Annotated in this window: 15 protein-coding genes and 5 tRNA genes; 10 read left to right on the top strand and 10 right to left on the bottom strand. The window is 48.5% G+C overall.

What is annotated here, in order from left to right; genetic code table 11:
- Nucleotides 1-380 precede the first annotated feature (380 nt).
- Entirely contained in the window at nt 381-2,603 is a 2,223-nt protein-coding gene (locus MHB71_RS18260) for a Tex family protein (protein WP_076216896.1), read from the top strand.
- A 180-nt stretch (nt 2,604-2,783) separates the two neighbouring features.
- On the opposite strand, the gene cmpA is transcribed toward MHB71_RS18260, so the two are convergent.
- Entirely contained in the window at nt 2,784-2,927 is a 144-nt protein-coding gene (gene cmpA, locus MHB71_RS18255) for a cortex morphogenetic protein CmpA (protein ID WP_017690033.1), read from the bottom strand.
- A gap of 182 nt (nt 2,928-3,109) precedes the next feature.
- A complete protein-coding gene (locus MHB71_RS18250; protein ID WP_036669053.1) occupies nt 3,110-3,466 on the bottom strand; it encodes a hypothetical protein in 357 nt (118 codons plus the stop codon).
- A gap of 119 nt (nt 3,467-3,585) precedes the next feature.
- Here MHB71_RS18250 and MHB71_RS18245 point away from each other — a divergent pair, with 119 nt between their 5' ends.
- The 3 genes from MHB71_RS18245 to MHB71_RS18235 all read left to right on the top strand — a co-directional run bounded on the left by MHB71_RS18245 (nt 3,586) and on the right by MHB71_RS18235 (nt 4,311).
- Nucleotides 3,586-4,047 carry a SprT family protein gene (locus MHB71_RS18245; protein WP_340027187.1) on the top strand — a complete coding sequence of 154 codons (462 nt, stop codon included), beginning with the start codon at nt 3,586-3,588 and terminating at the stop codon, nt 4,045-4,047.
- Between the two features lie 93 nt (nt 4,048-4,140).
- Nucleotides 4,141-4,216 (top strand) — tRNA-Asn (locus MHB71_RS18240).
- Nucleotides 4,217-4,222: 6 nt separating this feature from the next.
- A tRNA-Ser gene (locus tag MHB71_RS18235) sits at nt 4,223-4,311 on the top strand.
- Nucleotides 4,312-4,533: 222 nt separating this feature from the next.
- Here MHB71_RS18235 and MHB71_RS18230 read toward each other — a convergent pair.
- A complete protein-coding gene (locus tag MHB71_RS18230; protein ID WP_340027186.1) occupies nt 4,534-5,232 on the bottom strand; it encodes a winged helix-turn-helix domain-containing protein in 699 nt (232 codons plus the stop codon).
- Nucleotides 5,233-5,339: 107 nt separating this feature from the next.
- Between MHB71_RS18230 and MHB71_RS18225 the strand changes: the two genes are divergently transcribed.
- Nucleotides 5,340-5,999 (top strand): flavin reductase family protein, encoded by a 660-nt coding sequence (locus MHB71_RS18225; protein WP_340027184.1) that lies wholly within the window; start codon nt 5,340-5,342, stop codon nt 5,997-5,999.
- A gap of 93 nt (nt 6,000-6,092) precedes the next feature.
- Entirely contained in the window at nt 6,093-6,764 is a 672-nt protein-coding gene (locus tag MHB71_RS18220) for an MgtC/SapB family protein (protein ID WP_017690026.1), read from the top strand.
- Nucleotides 6,765-6,828: 64 nt separating this feature from the next.
- On the opposite strand, the gene MHB71_RS18215 is transcribed toward MHB71_RS18220, so the two are convergent.
- Nucleotides 6,829-7,725 carry a Cof-type HAD-IIB family hydrolase gene (locus tag MHB71_RS18215; RefSeq protein WP_340027183.1) on the bottom strand — a complete coding sequence of 299 codons (897 nt, stop codon included), beginning with the start codon at nt 7,723-7,725 and terminating at the stop codon, nt 6,829-6,831.
- Between the two features lie 4 nt (nt 7,726-7,729).
- Nucleotides 7,730-8,506, bottom strand: coding sequence for a DeoR/GlpR family DNA-binding transcription regulator (locus tag MHB71_RS18210; RefSeq protein WP_340027182.1), 777 nt, complete (start codon nt 8,504-8,506; stop codon nt 7,730-7,732).
- 306 nt (nt 8,507-8,812) lie between these two features.
- Between MHB71_RS18210 and MHB71_RS18205 the strand changes: the two genes are divergently transcribed.
- From MHB71_RS18205 to MHB71_RS18190, 4 genes are all read left to right on the top strand, one after another.
- A tRNA-Glu gene (locus MHB71_RS18205) sits at nt 8,813-8,884 on the top strand.
- Between the two features lie 106 nt (nt 8,885-8,990).
- Nucleotides 8,991-9,066 (top strand) — tRNA-Lys (locus MHB71_RS18200).
- A gap of 17 nt (nt 9,067-9,083) precedes the next feature.
- Nucleotides 9,084-9,166 (top strand) — tRNA-Leu (locus tag MHB71_RS18195).
- Nucleotides 9,167-9,335: 169 nt separating this feature from the next.
- On the top strand, nt 9,336-9,761 hold the full coding sequence (locus tag MHB71_RS18190; RefSeq protein ID WP_036610863.1) for a helix-turn-helix transcriptional regulator: 426 nt from the start codon (nt 9,336-9,338) through the stop codon (nt 9,759-9,761).
- Nucleotides 9,762-9,870: 109 nt separating this feature from the next.
- Here the strand turns inward: MHB71_RS18190 and MHB71_RS18185 are convergent, their stop codons facing one another.
- The 5 genes from MHB71_RS18185 to MHB71_RS18165 are packed head-to-tail and all read right to left on the bottom strand — an operon-like array spanning nt 9,871 to nt 14,334.
- Entirely contained in the window at nt 9,871-10,842 is a 972-nt protein-coding gene (locus MHB71_RS18185; protein ID WP_340027181.1) for an urease accessory protein UreD, read from the bottom strand.
- The gene (ureG, locus tag MHB71_RS18180; protein WP_017690021.1) at nt 10,748-11,467 is read right to left on the bottom strand and encodes an urease accessory protein UreG; all 720 of its coding nucleotides are present in this window, start codon (nt 11,465-11,467) and stop codon (nt 10,748-10,750) included. Before ureG ends, MHB71_RS18185 begins: the two co-directional genes overlap by 95 nt.
- A 33-nt stretch (nt 11,468-11,500) precedes the next feature.
- A complete protein-coding gene (locus MHB71_RS18175; protein WP_340027180.1) occupies nt 11,501-12,196 on the bottom strand; it encodes an urease accessory UreF family protein in 696 nt (231 codons plus the stop codon).
- Between the two features lie 33 nt (nt 12,197-12,229).
- Nucleotides 12,230-13,948, bottom strand: a complete 1,719-nt coding sequence (ureC, locus tag MHB71_RS18170; protein WP_340027179.1) for an urease subunit alpha — start codon at nt 13,946-13,948, stop codon at nt 12,230-12,232.
- The gene (locus MHB71_RS18165; protein WP_047842024.1) at nt 13,945-14,334 is read right to left on the bottom strand and encodes an urease subunit beta; all 390 of its coding nucleotides are present in this window, start codon (nt 14,332-14,334) and stop codon (nt 13,945-13,947) included. The genes ureC and MHB71_RS18165 overlap by 4 nt, the downstream gene beginning before the upstream one ends.
- Nucleotide 14,335 lies beyond the last annotated feature (1 nt).

The raw sequence follows: 14,335 nt of genomic DNA, 5'->3' as shown, positions 1-14,335 counted from the left end.
GTGTATGCTTTCGAAGTAGCTTTCTGCAGAAAGCTTGTAGCTTCGCTTTTTCAGGTTTTTTCTGTCCTCTCCGTTATTGTGTAAATGAGCAGTTTCACTTATTAAATTGCTATTTTATTTAAAGTTTTAAATAAGGAAGGACCGGGGAGCGTCGTGATGACGTTTTTCGGTCTTTTTTTGACGTAATGGGGAAGGCTGGAGGATGACATCATTCTGTCAGAACTTGTATGCTTGCGGATTGATGGAAATCTGGACGTGATTCTGTGATAATATAGGGTAGAGTGGAAGAAACAAATGGTTCAACTATACTGTAATTACAGCAGCAAAGCTGCCCTGAAATGATTGTAACGAACGATTCAGGAAGGAAAGAGGGATTTATTTTGTCTGAACAGGAAACGGTTCTGGAACCCAATGAAGAAACAATAAAGGCAGAACGCCATGAACGAATCATCAAACAGGTAGCCAAGGAACTGTCACTGTCCTTGAAGCAGGTCCGTACAACGTCGGAGCTTCTGGACGAAGGCAATACGATTCCATTTATCGCCCGCTACCGTAAAGAAATGACTGGAGAGCTGGATGAGAACCAGCTGCGATCGATTGAAGAACGCATTGTTTATCTGCGCAATCTTGAGGATCGCAAATTGGAAGTCATCCGTATTATAGAGGAACAGGGCAAACTGACCGGAGAACTGAAGCAATCCATTACGCAAGCTGTGAAGCTGCAGGAAGTGGAAGATCTGTATCGACCTTACCGTCAGAAGCGGAAAACGCGTGCCAGTGTGGCCAAGGAAAAAGGTCTTGAGCCCCTTGCTGTATGGATCTGGGGTCAACCCAAACAAGGAGATGCACTCCAGGAAGCTGCGAAATATATCAATGCTGAACTGGGTGTAGAAGATGCGGAGGCAGCGCTTCAGGGAGCCAAAGATATTCTCGCGGAGAACATCGCAGACGATGCTGCCATTCGTGCCTGGATTCGTCGGTACACCTTGGATCACGGGATGCTGACTTCGGAAGCGAAGGATGCTCAAGAGGAGTCCGTGTACGAGAATTATTATGATTACCGCGAACTAGCCAAAAAGATGCCTCCACACCGTATTCTCGCGATTAATCGCGGTGAACGTGAGAGTATTCTGAAAGTCGGCTTGGACGTACAGGCAGAACCGGCCCATCGCCATATGGAAGGACAGATCATTCGTGGTGCTTCTGCCGTGCAGGATATCCTGCGTGATGTGATTGAAGATGCATACAAGCGGCTGATTGCGCCTTCCATCGAGCGTGAAGTTCGTGGAGAACTTACGGAAAAAGGTGAAAATCAGGCCATATCGGTATTCTCGGCCAATCTGCGTAACCTGTTGCTTCAACCGCCGATTCACGGCAAACGTGTGTTGGGTGTCGATCCAGCTTATCGTACCGGTTGTAAACTGGCTGTAGTAGATGATACGGGCAAACTGCTGGAAGTGGCTGTGACCTACCCAACGCCACCACACAACAAGAAACGTGAAGCTGCGGAAGTATTCCATCGCATGATCAAGCAATATGATATCGGACTGATCGTCATTGGTAATGGTACCGGATCACGTGAGACGGAGCAGTTTGTTGCCGAGATCATTCAGGAGAACGGTGATGAAAGTCTTGTGTATCTGATTGTTAACGAAGCAGGCGCGAGTGTATATTCTGCATCCAAACTGGCCCAGGAAGAGTTCCCGGATCTGGATGTTGCGGAGCGCAGTGCAGCTTCCATTGCACGTCGTGTACAAGACCCGCTGGCGGAGTTGGTTAAGATTGATCCAAAAGCCATTGGCGTGGGTCAATATCAGCATGACGTCTCCCAGAAGATTCTCGAAGAAAGCCTGAAGGCTGTCGTGGAATCCGCAGTTAACCATGTGGGTGTGGATGTGAATACAGCATCACCTTCGTTACTGTCATATGTTGCCGGAGTTAATGCTACGATTGCCAAAAACATCGTGAAGTACCGTGAAGAAAATGGCCGGTTTACAAACCGCCGTCAGCTTCAGAAGGTGCCACGTCTGGGTGCCAAAACCTATGAACAGTGCGTAGGATTTATGCGTATTGGTGAGGGAGAGAACCCGCTGGACCGTACACCTATTCACCCTGAGTCTTACAAGGTAGTGGATCAGCTGTTCAAGGAGCTTCAGGTTGCACTGGACAAGCTGGGCAGCAAGGAACTGTCGGTATTACTGTCAGAGCAACAGCCAGAACAATTGGCTGTGAAACTGGACGTAGGTGTGCCTACATTGCGTGACATTCTGGACAGCTTGCAGCGTCCGGGGCGTGACCCGCGTGAAGAAATGCCGTTGCCAATCTTCCGTACAGATGTATTGAAAATTGAGGATCTGGTGGAAGGCATGGAGCTGCAAGGTACGGTTCGGAACGTTATTGATTTTGGTGCCTTTGTTGATATTGGGATCAAGAGTGATGGGCTTGTCCATATTTCACAGCTCAGCAACGGGTATGTTAAACATCCGATGGACGTTGTGTCTGTCGGGGATAATGTAACGGTCTGGGTTATGAGTGTGGATACCAAAAAAGGCCGTGTCGGCCTGACGATGAAGAAGCCTGCTTCTGCGCAACAGTCTTCTTAAATAGTAGGATTGGAGAACAGCCTTCCCTAACCAGGAAGGCTGTTTGTTGTCGACAGTAATAGTCCCGTTATCCGTTCTAATTCCTCTAGTAAGTACGGTGGGCAATATGTGCATTTTCTTAAAGTGCGTGTTCAAAGGGCCATCCTTCGTAATCCAATGCAGACTCTTATGAACAACCTCTTAAAGTTCGTTCTCCGCGCTGCGTGGTGTGCCATTTGCTGGTTTGTTACGATAAAAGAACCAGCATTCGTTCAGCAACTTGATCTGCCGGCTGTCCTTTTTGTGAAATGCACGCATCAGTTGATTGCAAAGCCATTGAGGCAAGGGTATCTCCTCCTCTTGCATAATTCATCTGTACGTTAGCATATGTGGCAATAGCCTGGACTGTGCGGGATAAGTGGAGGCCTCCGGCAAATCAATCTGGTTCACTCAAAAAAAAGCACAAATCCCAATTCAGGGAAATGTGCTTTTCGTTCTCATCATTATAAAATGATACCAGCGGTGAATTAGAGAGCTTCCATCTCTTCCTCATACCATTGTTCCAATTGGGCCTGAAGAGCCCGGATTTCGGTAAGCAGAGAAATCAAGGGATAATGGCTTTCACGTAATACTGCAAAAGATTCTTCAAGCGCATTGATATAATCAAGGCCACCGATGATAGTAAGATTTTCGTTTAGGAGATCGAGGCTGTCACATTCGGCGATCGCCCAAGGCAGGACAGGGACATCTGCTGCAGTGAGTTTATCAATTTCCTTGTGCAGGCGCAGGTTGAGCGCACTGAGTTGATAGGCGTAATCTGCCGGCATTTCCACGAACTGCAATTGTTGTTCCTGCTGCAGGATGACATAGCGCATTGTAGGCATAACGAGTAATAATCTCCCCTCATACATTCTACTTGACAGTGTAGCCTACGAAACGGTTAAAATTCAAGTATTATGCCGGAAAAACAAATGCTCCGAGGGGGTGCAAGGAGAGGACACCGATGGAAAATGAGGAATTGCAACAATGGATTGAACAGGTATCACTGGATCATTTCGGAGTGCCGTTCACCCATGAAGCGTTATTTAACAGTCGCCTGACCACAACGGGGGGGCGTTATATGCTGAAAAGTCACCGGATTGAGATCAATCCGCATCAACTCGAAGCCTATGGGCGAGATGAGGTTGAGAAAATCATCAAGCATGAGCTGTGTCACTATCATCTGCATATTCGTGGGCGCGGCTATCAGCATCGTGCTCCGGAATTCAAGGCTTTATTGCAGAAGGTAGGCGGTTCGCGTTACTGCCAATCACTTCCTGACGGCAAAGGCAGAAAGCCGCTGCCATATCGTTATAAGCTGGTGTGCAAGAGCTGTGGTACTGAATATTTGCGCAAGCGGAAAATAGATCCGAAGCGTTATCGTTGTGGCCGTTGCGCGGGGAAACTGGGGCTTCAGAATATCTGATGTGCGTATCGTTCAATGTATTAAAGAAAGTGATGGAAGGGATGTTGACTTGGATTATTAATCATGATAGATTAATCTTATTCAAGTTAATTTTCCCTGATAGCTCAGTTGGTAGAGCACTCGACTGTTAATCGAGTTGTCACAGGTTCGAGCCCTGTTCGGGGAGCCATTTCTTGGAGAGATACCCAAGTGGCTATAAGGGGACCCTCTGCTAAGGGGTTAGACTGCGTAAGCGGTGCGAGGGTTCGAATCCCTCTCTCTCCGTTCTGAATTAAACTTCTCTGCAAAGGGATGAGAACCCTAAAGGTTCATCGGAGCATAAGCTTCGTTAGCAATACTTCGCAGTCTCGAACGAAGTGAGAGTACTCCTCTTTCTCCGTTCTGATTGCACAAAAAATCCTCTTCACATTAGACCGGTTAACGGTCAGTGTGAAGGGGATTTTTTGCGTTTACTGATCTTTGCTTATCCCTGGTGTACGCTTCAGCCTAAAGTGAAATGCTCAACATCTCGTATAAACCTTTCTTGCCTGCTTCCGTTACTTCGACAGAGCGACTTCCTGTTTTTTGACGAATCCAGTCCAGTTCCGCTAACCGATGTCTGAGTTGTTCCCCAAGCATACCTGAGAGATGATGACGGCGTTCGCTCCAATCCAGACATTTGCGAGCGATGGCACGGCGTGATCCCGGCTTCATCTGAAGTTCAATTCCGAACGTAGTGAACCACTGTATTCCTTTCTCTGTAACTTGATAATCCTTGCTGTGTGCCTCTTCGGGGTCTGAAAGATACCCCTTTTGTACTAAGGCTTCACAGAGCGAGATTCCCAATTTCCCGGCCAGATGACCATAACAGGTCCGTGCATGACTCAGTTGTTGAAGCTGATCGGATTGTTTGAGATAGCGGATCTGTACAGGTGGAGCAATACTGGCCATGCTTTCAATCAGATTAGCAATTTCTTTGTTTGCAAGACGGTAGTATCGGTGGCGCCCTTGTTGTTCAACTTCGAGTAATCCTCCCTCTACGAGTTTAGCTAGATGGCTGCTTGCCGTCTGGGGAGTGACACTTGCCATATGAGCAAGCTCTCCTGCGGGCAACGCACGGCCATCCAGTAAGGATGATAGAAAAATAGCGCGGCTTGGATCAGCGATTAACGACGCAATAACAGTAATATTCGGATATACATTCATACTTCGATCATACCTGAACTATTACTGTATTACAATCGAGTTGTATCGTCCCATAGGGGTCAGATTGAGCTTATAAAGCATTGGAATGGGAACAGGAGAGGTCCAGGATGAAAAAGATAACGAAACAGTACTTCGCTACAGAGCAGTTGTCCGCGAGTCCAGAAGTGATTCAACATGAGACGATTAATCCCAGTATTTTATATTATGGTACGCCTGTAGTGCTGCTAAGCACATTAAATGAGGATGGATCAACCAACCTGTCACCATTATCCTCGTCTTGGGCACTGGGGGATTGTCTGGTTCTCGGTCTTGGGACACAGGGCAAAGCCTATGAAAATCTGAGTCGACACCCGGAGTGTGTAATTAATCTGCCGGATGCGAACATGTGGAAACAGGTTGAGGCATTGGGTCGTTATACGGGAGTCACACCGGTTCCTGAGGAGAAAAGGAAGATGGGCTATGAATATTGTCATGATAAATTCACTGTAGCTGGACTGACATCTGAATGCTCGGTTCAGGTGGCACCAGATAAAATAGTTGAATGTCCACTCCAGATTGAAGCGGCTGTACAACACATACGTATTCCCGAACATACACCGTTCATGGCGATTGTTGAAGTGAAAGCGTTGAAGGTGCACGCGCACACCAGACTAATATCTGGACCGAACAAAATTAATCCGGAGGAATGGCATCCGCTGATATATAATTTCAGACATTATTTCGGATTGGGCAAGAGACAAGGGGAAAATTTCCGGGCAGAGAATTGACCTGAGTGGAGGCTTTTTATTAGTCATGTAAAGATTGGGTAATAGTAAAGATAGACTCATGTAAGCATATACATAATGAAAGAGGTGATGTGCATGGAAGTGGAATATTTGATGCGTGTACTCATAGCTGGAATATGTGGTGTGCTAATCGGATATGAGCGCAAGAATCGAATGAAAGAAGCGGGAATCCGTACTCATTTTGTGGTCGCCGTTGGTGCTGCCCTGATGATGATTGTATCGAAATACGGATTCCAGGATCAGGCTGGCTGGGACAATCTGTCCCTTGACCCTTCAAGGATCGCTGCACAAGTTGTTAGTGGTGTGGGGTTCATTGGAGCGGGCATGATCTTCACACAGCGTCACACGGTCAGGGGATTGACCACAGCAGCTGGCATATGGGCTACGGCAGGTATGGGACTTGCTGTGGGTTCAGGTCTGTATTGGACGGGTGCGGGCGTGACACTGCTTATTGTCGTGGCACAGATGTTACTGCATAGACCTACACGCTGGCTGGTATCCGCTCGAACAGAGACGTTAACCATCCATCTGCAAAATGAGGGAGAGGCCCTGAAGACTGTTTTGGCACTGCTGGGACAGGAGAAGATCTCGGTCATCGGATTTAAGACTGAACAGCAAACAAGCACAGACTCCGTGGAAGAGACTGTGCTTGAGTTCACGTTGCAACTACCGGGTTCATACCGGGGCGAGCAACTGATTATTTTGTTACAGGACGTGCCTCACGTTCGATCTGCGGAGTTAAAATGAAGAGAACCTGCATGGATCAACAGGTGATCATGCAGGTTCAGTACTTAATTCAGTATGGGTCCAATTACTGACCTTCTCCGACAATCGTTTCTGGGCGGGATACCGGTTTACCCTCGAGCAGGCACTCGATGGCATGGGCAACACCGTGCTCCACATTGGTCAGCGTTATGGCTTTGGCTAATGCCTGGATTTCGGGTTCGCCATTACCCATGGCGATGCCGAGTCCAGCCATTTTTAACATGGAGACATCGTTGAAGTTATCGCCAATAGCTACTGTATCCTCCATGGATATGTTCAAGTGAGCCGCCAGTTTGGTGAGGGCATTACCTTTGGAGACGTCCGGGTGCTGCATTTCGAAGTTATGCTCAAAGGATACAACCATAGCGACATCGGATCGGGAAGCGAAGTATTCTCGTCCTGTCTTTACTTTGTCCGGATTCATGGAGAAGGCCATAATATTATAGATGTAGGCTTCTGCCGGAATTTCGAGATGGCTGTTTACGCGGTGGTAGTCTTTTTTGTCATAGTGTTTCTTGATGGACCCAATCATGCGTGCAATGTCCTCACCAGGGTTTGAACCAAGAACACGTTCCATCTCGGCGAGCAAGGTCTCATGACTGCTACGCGGGGCATAGATGCCTTGTTGCGTTGAAGCCTCATAATAGACATCATGATCTTCCAGCCACTGCATGACGGAAGCTGCTGTGTCACGCTCGAGCGGAAGATGGAATAAACGTTCACCGTCTGCATCATGAATTGTTGCTCCGTTGGAGCCGATAATCGGGGTTTTGATTCCACCTTCGCGGCTGATGGTCACAACATCGGAATAGACACGTCCTGTTGCAATGGTAACTTTCATACCGGATTGCTGGGCCTTTTGGATGGCTGCGGCATTCTCCGGGCTAATCTGGCTATCTATGTTCAACAAAGTTCCATCTAAATCTGTGGCAAATAATTTCATATATTTACAACTCCTTATCATCTGTAGGTTCAGGAATGAGAATCTCAACCTGTTGTTCGGCTAGAAAAACAAGCCATTCTTTGGTTGGCCATTGATCCGTAATCAATACATCCACCAATGACCAGTCGGCAAAACGATAACCATAACGTCTATCAAACTTGGATTGATCTGCAAGAACAACAACTTTCTTGGCAGCTTTCATCATTTGGTGTTTAATTTTCCCTTCCTCTTCGGAAGCACTGAAGCCACCCATGGTGATACCGCCAATTCCGATAAAGGCTTTATCTACATAATAGTGGGAGAGGGTCTCAATAACAGAGGTACCGTAGACATAACGTTGTTCCTTATCTACTTTGCCTCCGAGCAAACGAATCTGGACAGCAGTGTGATTGGAGAGAAGATCAGCGGAATGAATCGAATTGGTAATGACGGTACAGGATTTGCCGTTTAAGTTCTCGGCACAGGCCTGCACAGTCGTGGAAGAGTCCAAAATAATGATCTCGCCTTCCCTTACAATGGCCGCAGCGAGTTTGCCGATGGCCCTCTTTTCCTCAGATACATCGAGTAAACGGTCTTTGTAGGATCTGAATTCTTGCGGAGGAGGGGGGAGAATCGCTCCGCCACGTGTTCGGATAATGGCATCCTGTTCCTCAAGCTTAATCAGATCCCTGCGTGCAGTATCCCGTGATACATCAAACAAGGCGACAATATCATCGGCTGAGATGCGATTGTGTTTGCGTAGATGTTCAACAATGAGCTGCATTCGTTCTTCTTGAAACAAACATGTCACCTCCGAGTGTATGGATGACCGTACTTATACTGATACTTTAATTATAAGTATTTTTAATGTGATTTGCAATATTATAAGTGAACGTAAGTTTTTATAAGTGTTTTGATGGATGGTTTACATTGTTCCTGCACGGGGATGACATTGGCATGAACGGGAGGTGGCTAATAACGGGGCTCTGAAGAAGAGTATGCAATGGGCAAAAAGGCTTGAAAAATAAATTTTAAAAAAAGTATTGCAAGTTCAAATTGTCCTGTGGTATACTCATTCTTGTCGCCAAGAAAGACAACTTGTTATTAAGGCCCGTTGGTCAAGGGGTTAAGACACCTCCCTTTCACGGAGGTAACAGGGGTTCGAATCCCCTACGGGTCATATCTTCACCACCTCATGAGATCTACATTTTCGATGAGTAATCCTCAAAGTCATTGCTCTTATAGACAAGAATGAAGCATGGCACATCCGGTGAAGTTTACAGCAAGAGCCATTAGCTCAGTTGGTAGAGCACCTGACTTTTAATCAGGGTGTCGAAGGTTCGAGCCCTTCATGGCTCACCATTTTTACAATTGAATATGCGGTCGTGGTGGAATGGCAGACACGCTATCTTGAGGGGGTAGTGGGTGTATACCCGTGGAGGTTCGAGTCCTCTCGACCGCATCACAGCAACAACATAAGATAGACTTCTATGATCATTCATGGGAGTCTATCTTTGTGTTATACGATATACCTCATCCTGTTTCAGGCATATAAAGGCTGAGCATTCAGGAATAATGTGGTATAATTCAAGCAGATGAGTTGATTATTACGGTTGGAAGGCGGTTCTTGTATGCAGTCGATCTATGAGCGAATTGAACACCTGATTGCCGAACGAGGAATGACCAAGAAGGCTTTCTGCCAACAGCTGAAGATTAGCACAGGCAATCTGGGTGATTGGAAACGTGGCAAGTCTATTCCGAGTACGAATAAATTAATTGAGATTGCTTCGTTTTTTGATGTGAGCCTCGACTGGCTCATGATTGGACGTCCATCGAAGGAAGCGATGGTTCGGGAAAAACGGGAGGATTATTTTTTTGACGTTTTGCGGCAATTGAATTGCCAAGAAAGTGAATTATCGACTGTGGAACAGTCTTTTATCAGCGAATATATTGAGTTCACCCGTTACCGCAAATCCAAGGAAAGTAAGGATGCAGGCGACTATCGCTACAAACCTGAGAACAAATCAGAGAACGATTCTGAGGAAAACGAAGCGTAAGTGATATGAGCAGCATCCATAGACTGAATGTACAAAAACCTCTGGACTAATCCGAACACACTCGGAGACAGTTCAGAGGTTTTTTTGGTGTTAACTATGCTTGATGCCCTTATTTACGAAAGACAAGAGTTTCTTTGCCCAGCAGATGGGGGCGGAGTGTGTTCCAGATCTGAAGACACTGCTCCTGAAGTTCCCAGGCTGCCATGCCGAGGAGTCGAACGCCGATGCCGCCGGATGCTAGCAAACTTGCACCTGCGAGCATTCGTCCATCTGGTGGCAGCGCGGATCTGACTTGCTCCAACTCCGCAGTACCAAGACCTGGGGCAATCATCCATAACGCAGCGGTATGTGTGTAGTGAAGGAGAGACGCTGAGTGTTTGGGATCATCCGTATCGGGTTCAAGTCCGAATCGATCCCAGACAGCCAGTTGCTCACCTTGCCATATCTCCGTCAAGCTGCGGTAACGCTCGAATTGGAACGCTTCTCCCCGATGAATCCGTCCGGCAGACCAGATATCTGCATAGGCCAGGATTGCTCTTTCTTCCAGCTCAAAGGTTACAGCGAGCGCAGAAGAACTTCCCTTGAAAGGGATGACGCATTCAGGGAAGTATTCAAGTGTGGCCCCTTTTCCCAACCGAAAGTGATGATTAACGGATGAGGGAATGGTAGGTGTAGGATGAAGTCTGGTAGCAGATGTGCTGCTCAGCATGACATGGGTGCCTTCACCTAATTCCCACTCGGAATGATAATGATCCCCGTTAAGGACTCCGGGCGAGACGTCTGACGTGTACACACATAATTCGGTTCCGCCTCCGGGAGGTCGAAAGGATCGGCTAAACCGGAGTGGTGCGCTGTAATAACGATCAGTCATGACAGTCCGGTCGCCTTGAAAGGCAAAGGTGGCCCGAAGCTCGCTGCGGCGTGTGACGGGTGCACCTGCACTTTCATTCCTATTTATCTCTGTTCCCGTGGGGACAGAAGATGAATTAATGCGAGTGAGTGCCATGTTCATGGCTGTGTGAATGCAGATGTGCAGCGGAAGCATCGTCATCCATGTATTGATGTTCAAGCCAGTGGACAATCTCGGATACACCTTCACCGCTCATTAGATTAGACATGACATAAGGGCGGCCTTCGCGTACCCGTTCGGTATCATTTTTCATAACTTCCAGGCTTGCACCAACGTAAGGGGCGAGGTCGGTTTTGTTGATTAACAGCAGATCTGAACGCGTGATGCCAGGACCGCCTTTGCGAGGAAGTTTCTCCCCTTGGGCAACGTCGATAATGTAGATGAACACATCGGCCAGTTCCGGACTGAATGCAGCGGAGAGATTGTCGCCGCCGCTCTCGATGAAGATCAGTTGCAGATCCGGGAAGCGTTCAATCAACTCGTCAACCGCTTCGAAATTCATGGAGGCGTCCTCGCGAATAGCGGTGTGCGGGCATCCGCCTGTCTCTACGCCGATAATACGCTCTGGTGCCAGGGCGTTCTGACGCAGCAAAATCTCGGCATCTTCCTTGGTGTAAATGTCATTCGTGATGACAGCAAGGCTATAACGTGTACGTAGTGCCTTGGACAGCTTCTCCACAAGGGCTGTTTTACCTGAACCTACCGGTCCACCAATTCCAATTCGCATCGGACGACTCCGATCAAATGCCTTACGTTCCCACTCCGGATGATGCGTATGATTAGCTCCTCCACACATAACAATTCCTCCTTGGTTATATAAAAGTTGATGTTAAGACATAAACAGCCGCGCGGGTAAGGTCTCATGCCGCATGGCGTAGATTTCCTGGGCGATTCCGAAGCTGTGCATATCTTCCGGGTCATTGTCCCGCATGAGAGCCCATTCCGCTTCGATATCATCAAGCAGTTTCTGAATCAACATCTGCGCTTCGGTTTGTCCGATGGGCAGCAGGCGAAGTGCGCTGTTCACATAAGCGTTCACTGAGGTATACAGATGCCCGGTAACGGCTTCATCCAATTCAATCTCCAATTGATAGTTAATATAACCGTGAATGGTCGTGATGCCGCAATACGCGCCATGTTCCCGGATAGCCTCATCAATTAGGGAAAAGTCCATCCATGGATAGAGTGAACGGGCCAGCTTGAGCAGTCGTTTTCCCATCTTGTGGCCGCTTTCCCTGAGTTCCCGAGGGGAGCGCTGAGCGTGGACACGTTTGTCATACAGGGCAAGTAGAGCGGCATCTTGCTGTTTTATCGCCTGATAGACGCCTTTGATGGCAAGACCATCTAGTCGTACAAGACTGGAGTGAAGCTGGCTGCGAATAAACTGTTCAAGCTGCGCGGTATTTTGCACGGTGCCATCATGCGTGTAAGCTTCCAGACCGAAGGAGTGGGAGAAACCACCGATGGGCAGGGCCGAATCCAGTAGCTGAACATAACGGAGTAGCTTCGTGCCACTATTCATCATGAGTGCCCCCTTATTAGCTAATCCGTATTCCTATCAAAACATAAAGTACCGCTGTGCCATAGGCAACTCGTCTGCGGGTTCACAGGTGAGAAGCTCACCGTCGGCGCGTACTTCATAGGTTTCGGGATCGACTTCAATGACAGGGGTGACGTCGTTATGAATCATGTCTTTTTTGCTGACTGAGCGACAGCCTTTAACGGGTTCAACCCGCTTTTTCAGGCCCAATGACTCTTTGATCCCGGCATCTGCTGCGGCTTGGGAGACAAAGGTGATTGATCCGCTGGCAATGGCGCTACCATAAGCTCCGAACATCGGTCTGCCAAATACGGGCTGAGGTGTCGGGATGGACGCATTGGGATCACCCATCTGGGCAAATGTAATCATGCCACCCTTGATGACAATCTCGGGTTTAACACCGAAGTAGGCCGGTTTCCATATGATTAGATCTGCCAGCTTTCCAACTTCCACCGAACCGACGAGATGACCGATTCCGTGTGCGATAGCTGGATTGATGGTGTACTTGGCGACATATCGCTTGATCCGATCGTTATCGGAGGGAGAATTCGGGTTGAGCTCAAGTTTGCCGCGCTGTTTTTTCATTTTGTCGGCTGTCTGCCAGGTGCGGATAATGACTTCGCCCACTCGGCCCATGGCCTGTGAATCGGAACTGATGATGCTGAACACGCCAAGATCATGCAAAATGTCTTCGGCTGCGATTGTCTCTGGACGAATCCGTGAATCGGCAAAAGCGACATCTTCCGGGATGGAAGGGTCCAGATGGTGACACACCATCAACATATCAAGGTGCTCTTCTACGGTGTTGCGTGTGTACGGTCGTGTTGGGTTGGTTGATGAGGGGATAACGTAGGACTCCCCAGCGGCCCGGATAATATCCGGTGCGTGTCCGCCACCAGCGCCTTCCGTATGGTACGTGTGGATCGTCCGGCCGTTGATTGCAGCCAGGGTGTTTTCGAGAAATCCGGTTTCGTTCAGTGTATCGGTGTGGATAGCGACTTGAACATCATGTTCCCCGGCGGCAGTCAGGCAGGCATCGATAGCGCTCGGGGTAGTGCCCCAATCTTCATGCAGCTTCAGGCCGATTACCCCAGCTTCAATCTGTTCAATTAAAGGAGCGGTACTTGAACTGTTGCCTTTGCCAAGGTAACCGATGTTCATGGGAAAAGCCTCTGCCGATTCTAACATCCGATGGATGTGCCAGGCTCCTGGTGTGCAGGTGGTGGCTTTGGTTCCTGTTGCTGGTCCTGTTCCGCCGCCGATCATGGTCGTGACCCCGGAGGATAACGCAGTCTGAATCTGCTGTGGGCAGATGAAATGAATATGGGTATCAATACCGCCAGCGGTTACAATCATGCCTTCACCGGCGATGATTTCGGTGGAAGCACCGATGACCAGTGCGGGATGAACACCATCCATTGTATCCGGGTTGCCGGATTTGCCAATGGCGCAGATGTGACCATCTCGAATGCCGATATCCGCTTTTACAATGCCCCAATGATCGATGATGATGGCGTTGGTGATAACAGTATCGGGAGTGCCGTCACTGCGAAGTGCAGAGGTGGACTGGCCCATCCCATCGCGGATGACCTTGCCGCCCCCGAACTTGCTCTCATCACCGTAGACGGCATAATCATGTTCAATCTCTGCCCATAGTTCGGTATCCGCAAGTCTTACGGCATCACCGGTTGTGGGTCCAAACATGGACGCGTATTGTTCGCGGCTCATTCGTTTCATGAAGGTTCACCTCCATCTTGTATGGGAGGGGAGAACGTCTTCAGGAATGCCTCCAGTTTCAGTGGATCAGGAGCTTGATCCGCAGAGCCTTCGGTTAATCCGTTGAACCCGTGAATCTGGCGTTTGCCGCCAAAGGTCGTGAGTTCAACAGGTTTCTCTTCACCAGGTTCGAAGCGAACTGCGGTGCCTGCCGGAATGTGCAGACGATGTCCAAAAGCTGACGTGCGATCAAAGTCCAGTGCTGCATTAACTTCATAGAAGTGAACGTGAGAGCCGACTTGGACGGGGCGGTCGCCGCGATTAAGGACAAGGAGTCGTAGGGTTAAACGATCCGGATGACAGATGATGTCGTCATCTGGCTTCAAACGGTATTCACCAGGAATCATG

Source organism: Paenibacillus sp. FSL H7-0940 (assembly GCF_037979415.1).
In the GTDB taxonomy this organism is placed as follows: Bacteria; Bacillota; Bacilli; order Paenibacillales; family Paenibacillaceae; genus Paenibacillus; species Paenibacillus amylolyticus.
This window is presented reverse-complemented; position numbering and strand designations above follow the sequence as displayed.

Coding starts and splice junctions, on each gene's coding strand:
- MHB71_RS18250 (WP_036669053.1), bottom strand. CDS start 3,466: ATGCCTACAATGCGCTATGTCATCCTGCAGCAGGAACAACAATTGCAG.
- MHB71_RS18245 (WP_340027187.1), top strand. CDS start 3,586: ATGGAAAATGAGGAATTGCAACAATGGATTGAACAGGTATCACTGGAT.
- MHB71_RS18230 (WP_340027186.1), bottom strand. CDS start 5,232: ATGAATGTATATCCGAATATTACTGTTATTGCGTCGTTAATCGCTGAT.
- MHB71_RS18225 (WP_340027184.1), top strand. CDS start 5,340: ATGAAAAAGATAACGAAACAGTACTTCGCTACAGAGCAGTTGTCCGCG.
- MHB71_RS18220 (WP_017690026.1), top strand. CDS start 6,093: ATGGAAGTGGAATATTTGATGCGTGTACTCATAGCTGGAATATGTGGT.
- MHB71_RS18215 (WP_340027183.1), bottom strand. CDS start 7,725: ATGAAATTATTTGCCACAGATTTAGATGGAACTTTGTTGAACATAGAT.
- MHB71_RS18190 (WP_036610863.1), top strand. CDS start 9,336: ATGCAGTCGATCTATGAGCGAATTGAACACCTGATTGCCGAACGAGGA.
- ureG (WP_017690021.1), bottom strand. CDS start 11,467: ATGTGTGGAGGAGCTAATCATACGCATCATCCGGAGTGGGAACGTAAG.
- MHB71_RS18175 (WP_340027180.1), bottom strand. CDS start 12,196: ATGATGAATAGTGGCACGAAGCTACTCCGTTATGTTCAGCTACTGGAT.
- ureC (WP_340027179.1), bottom strand. CDS start 13,948: ATGAAACGAATGAGCCGCGAACAATACGCGTCCATGTTTGGACCCACA.
- MHB71_RS18165 (WP_047842024.1), bottom strand. CDS start 14,334: ATGATTCCTGGTGAATACCGTTTGAAGCCAGATGACGACATCATCTGT.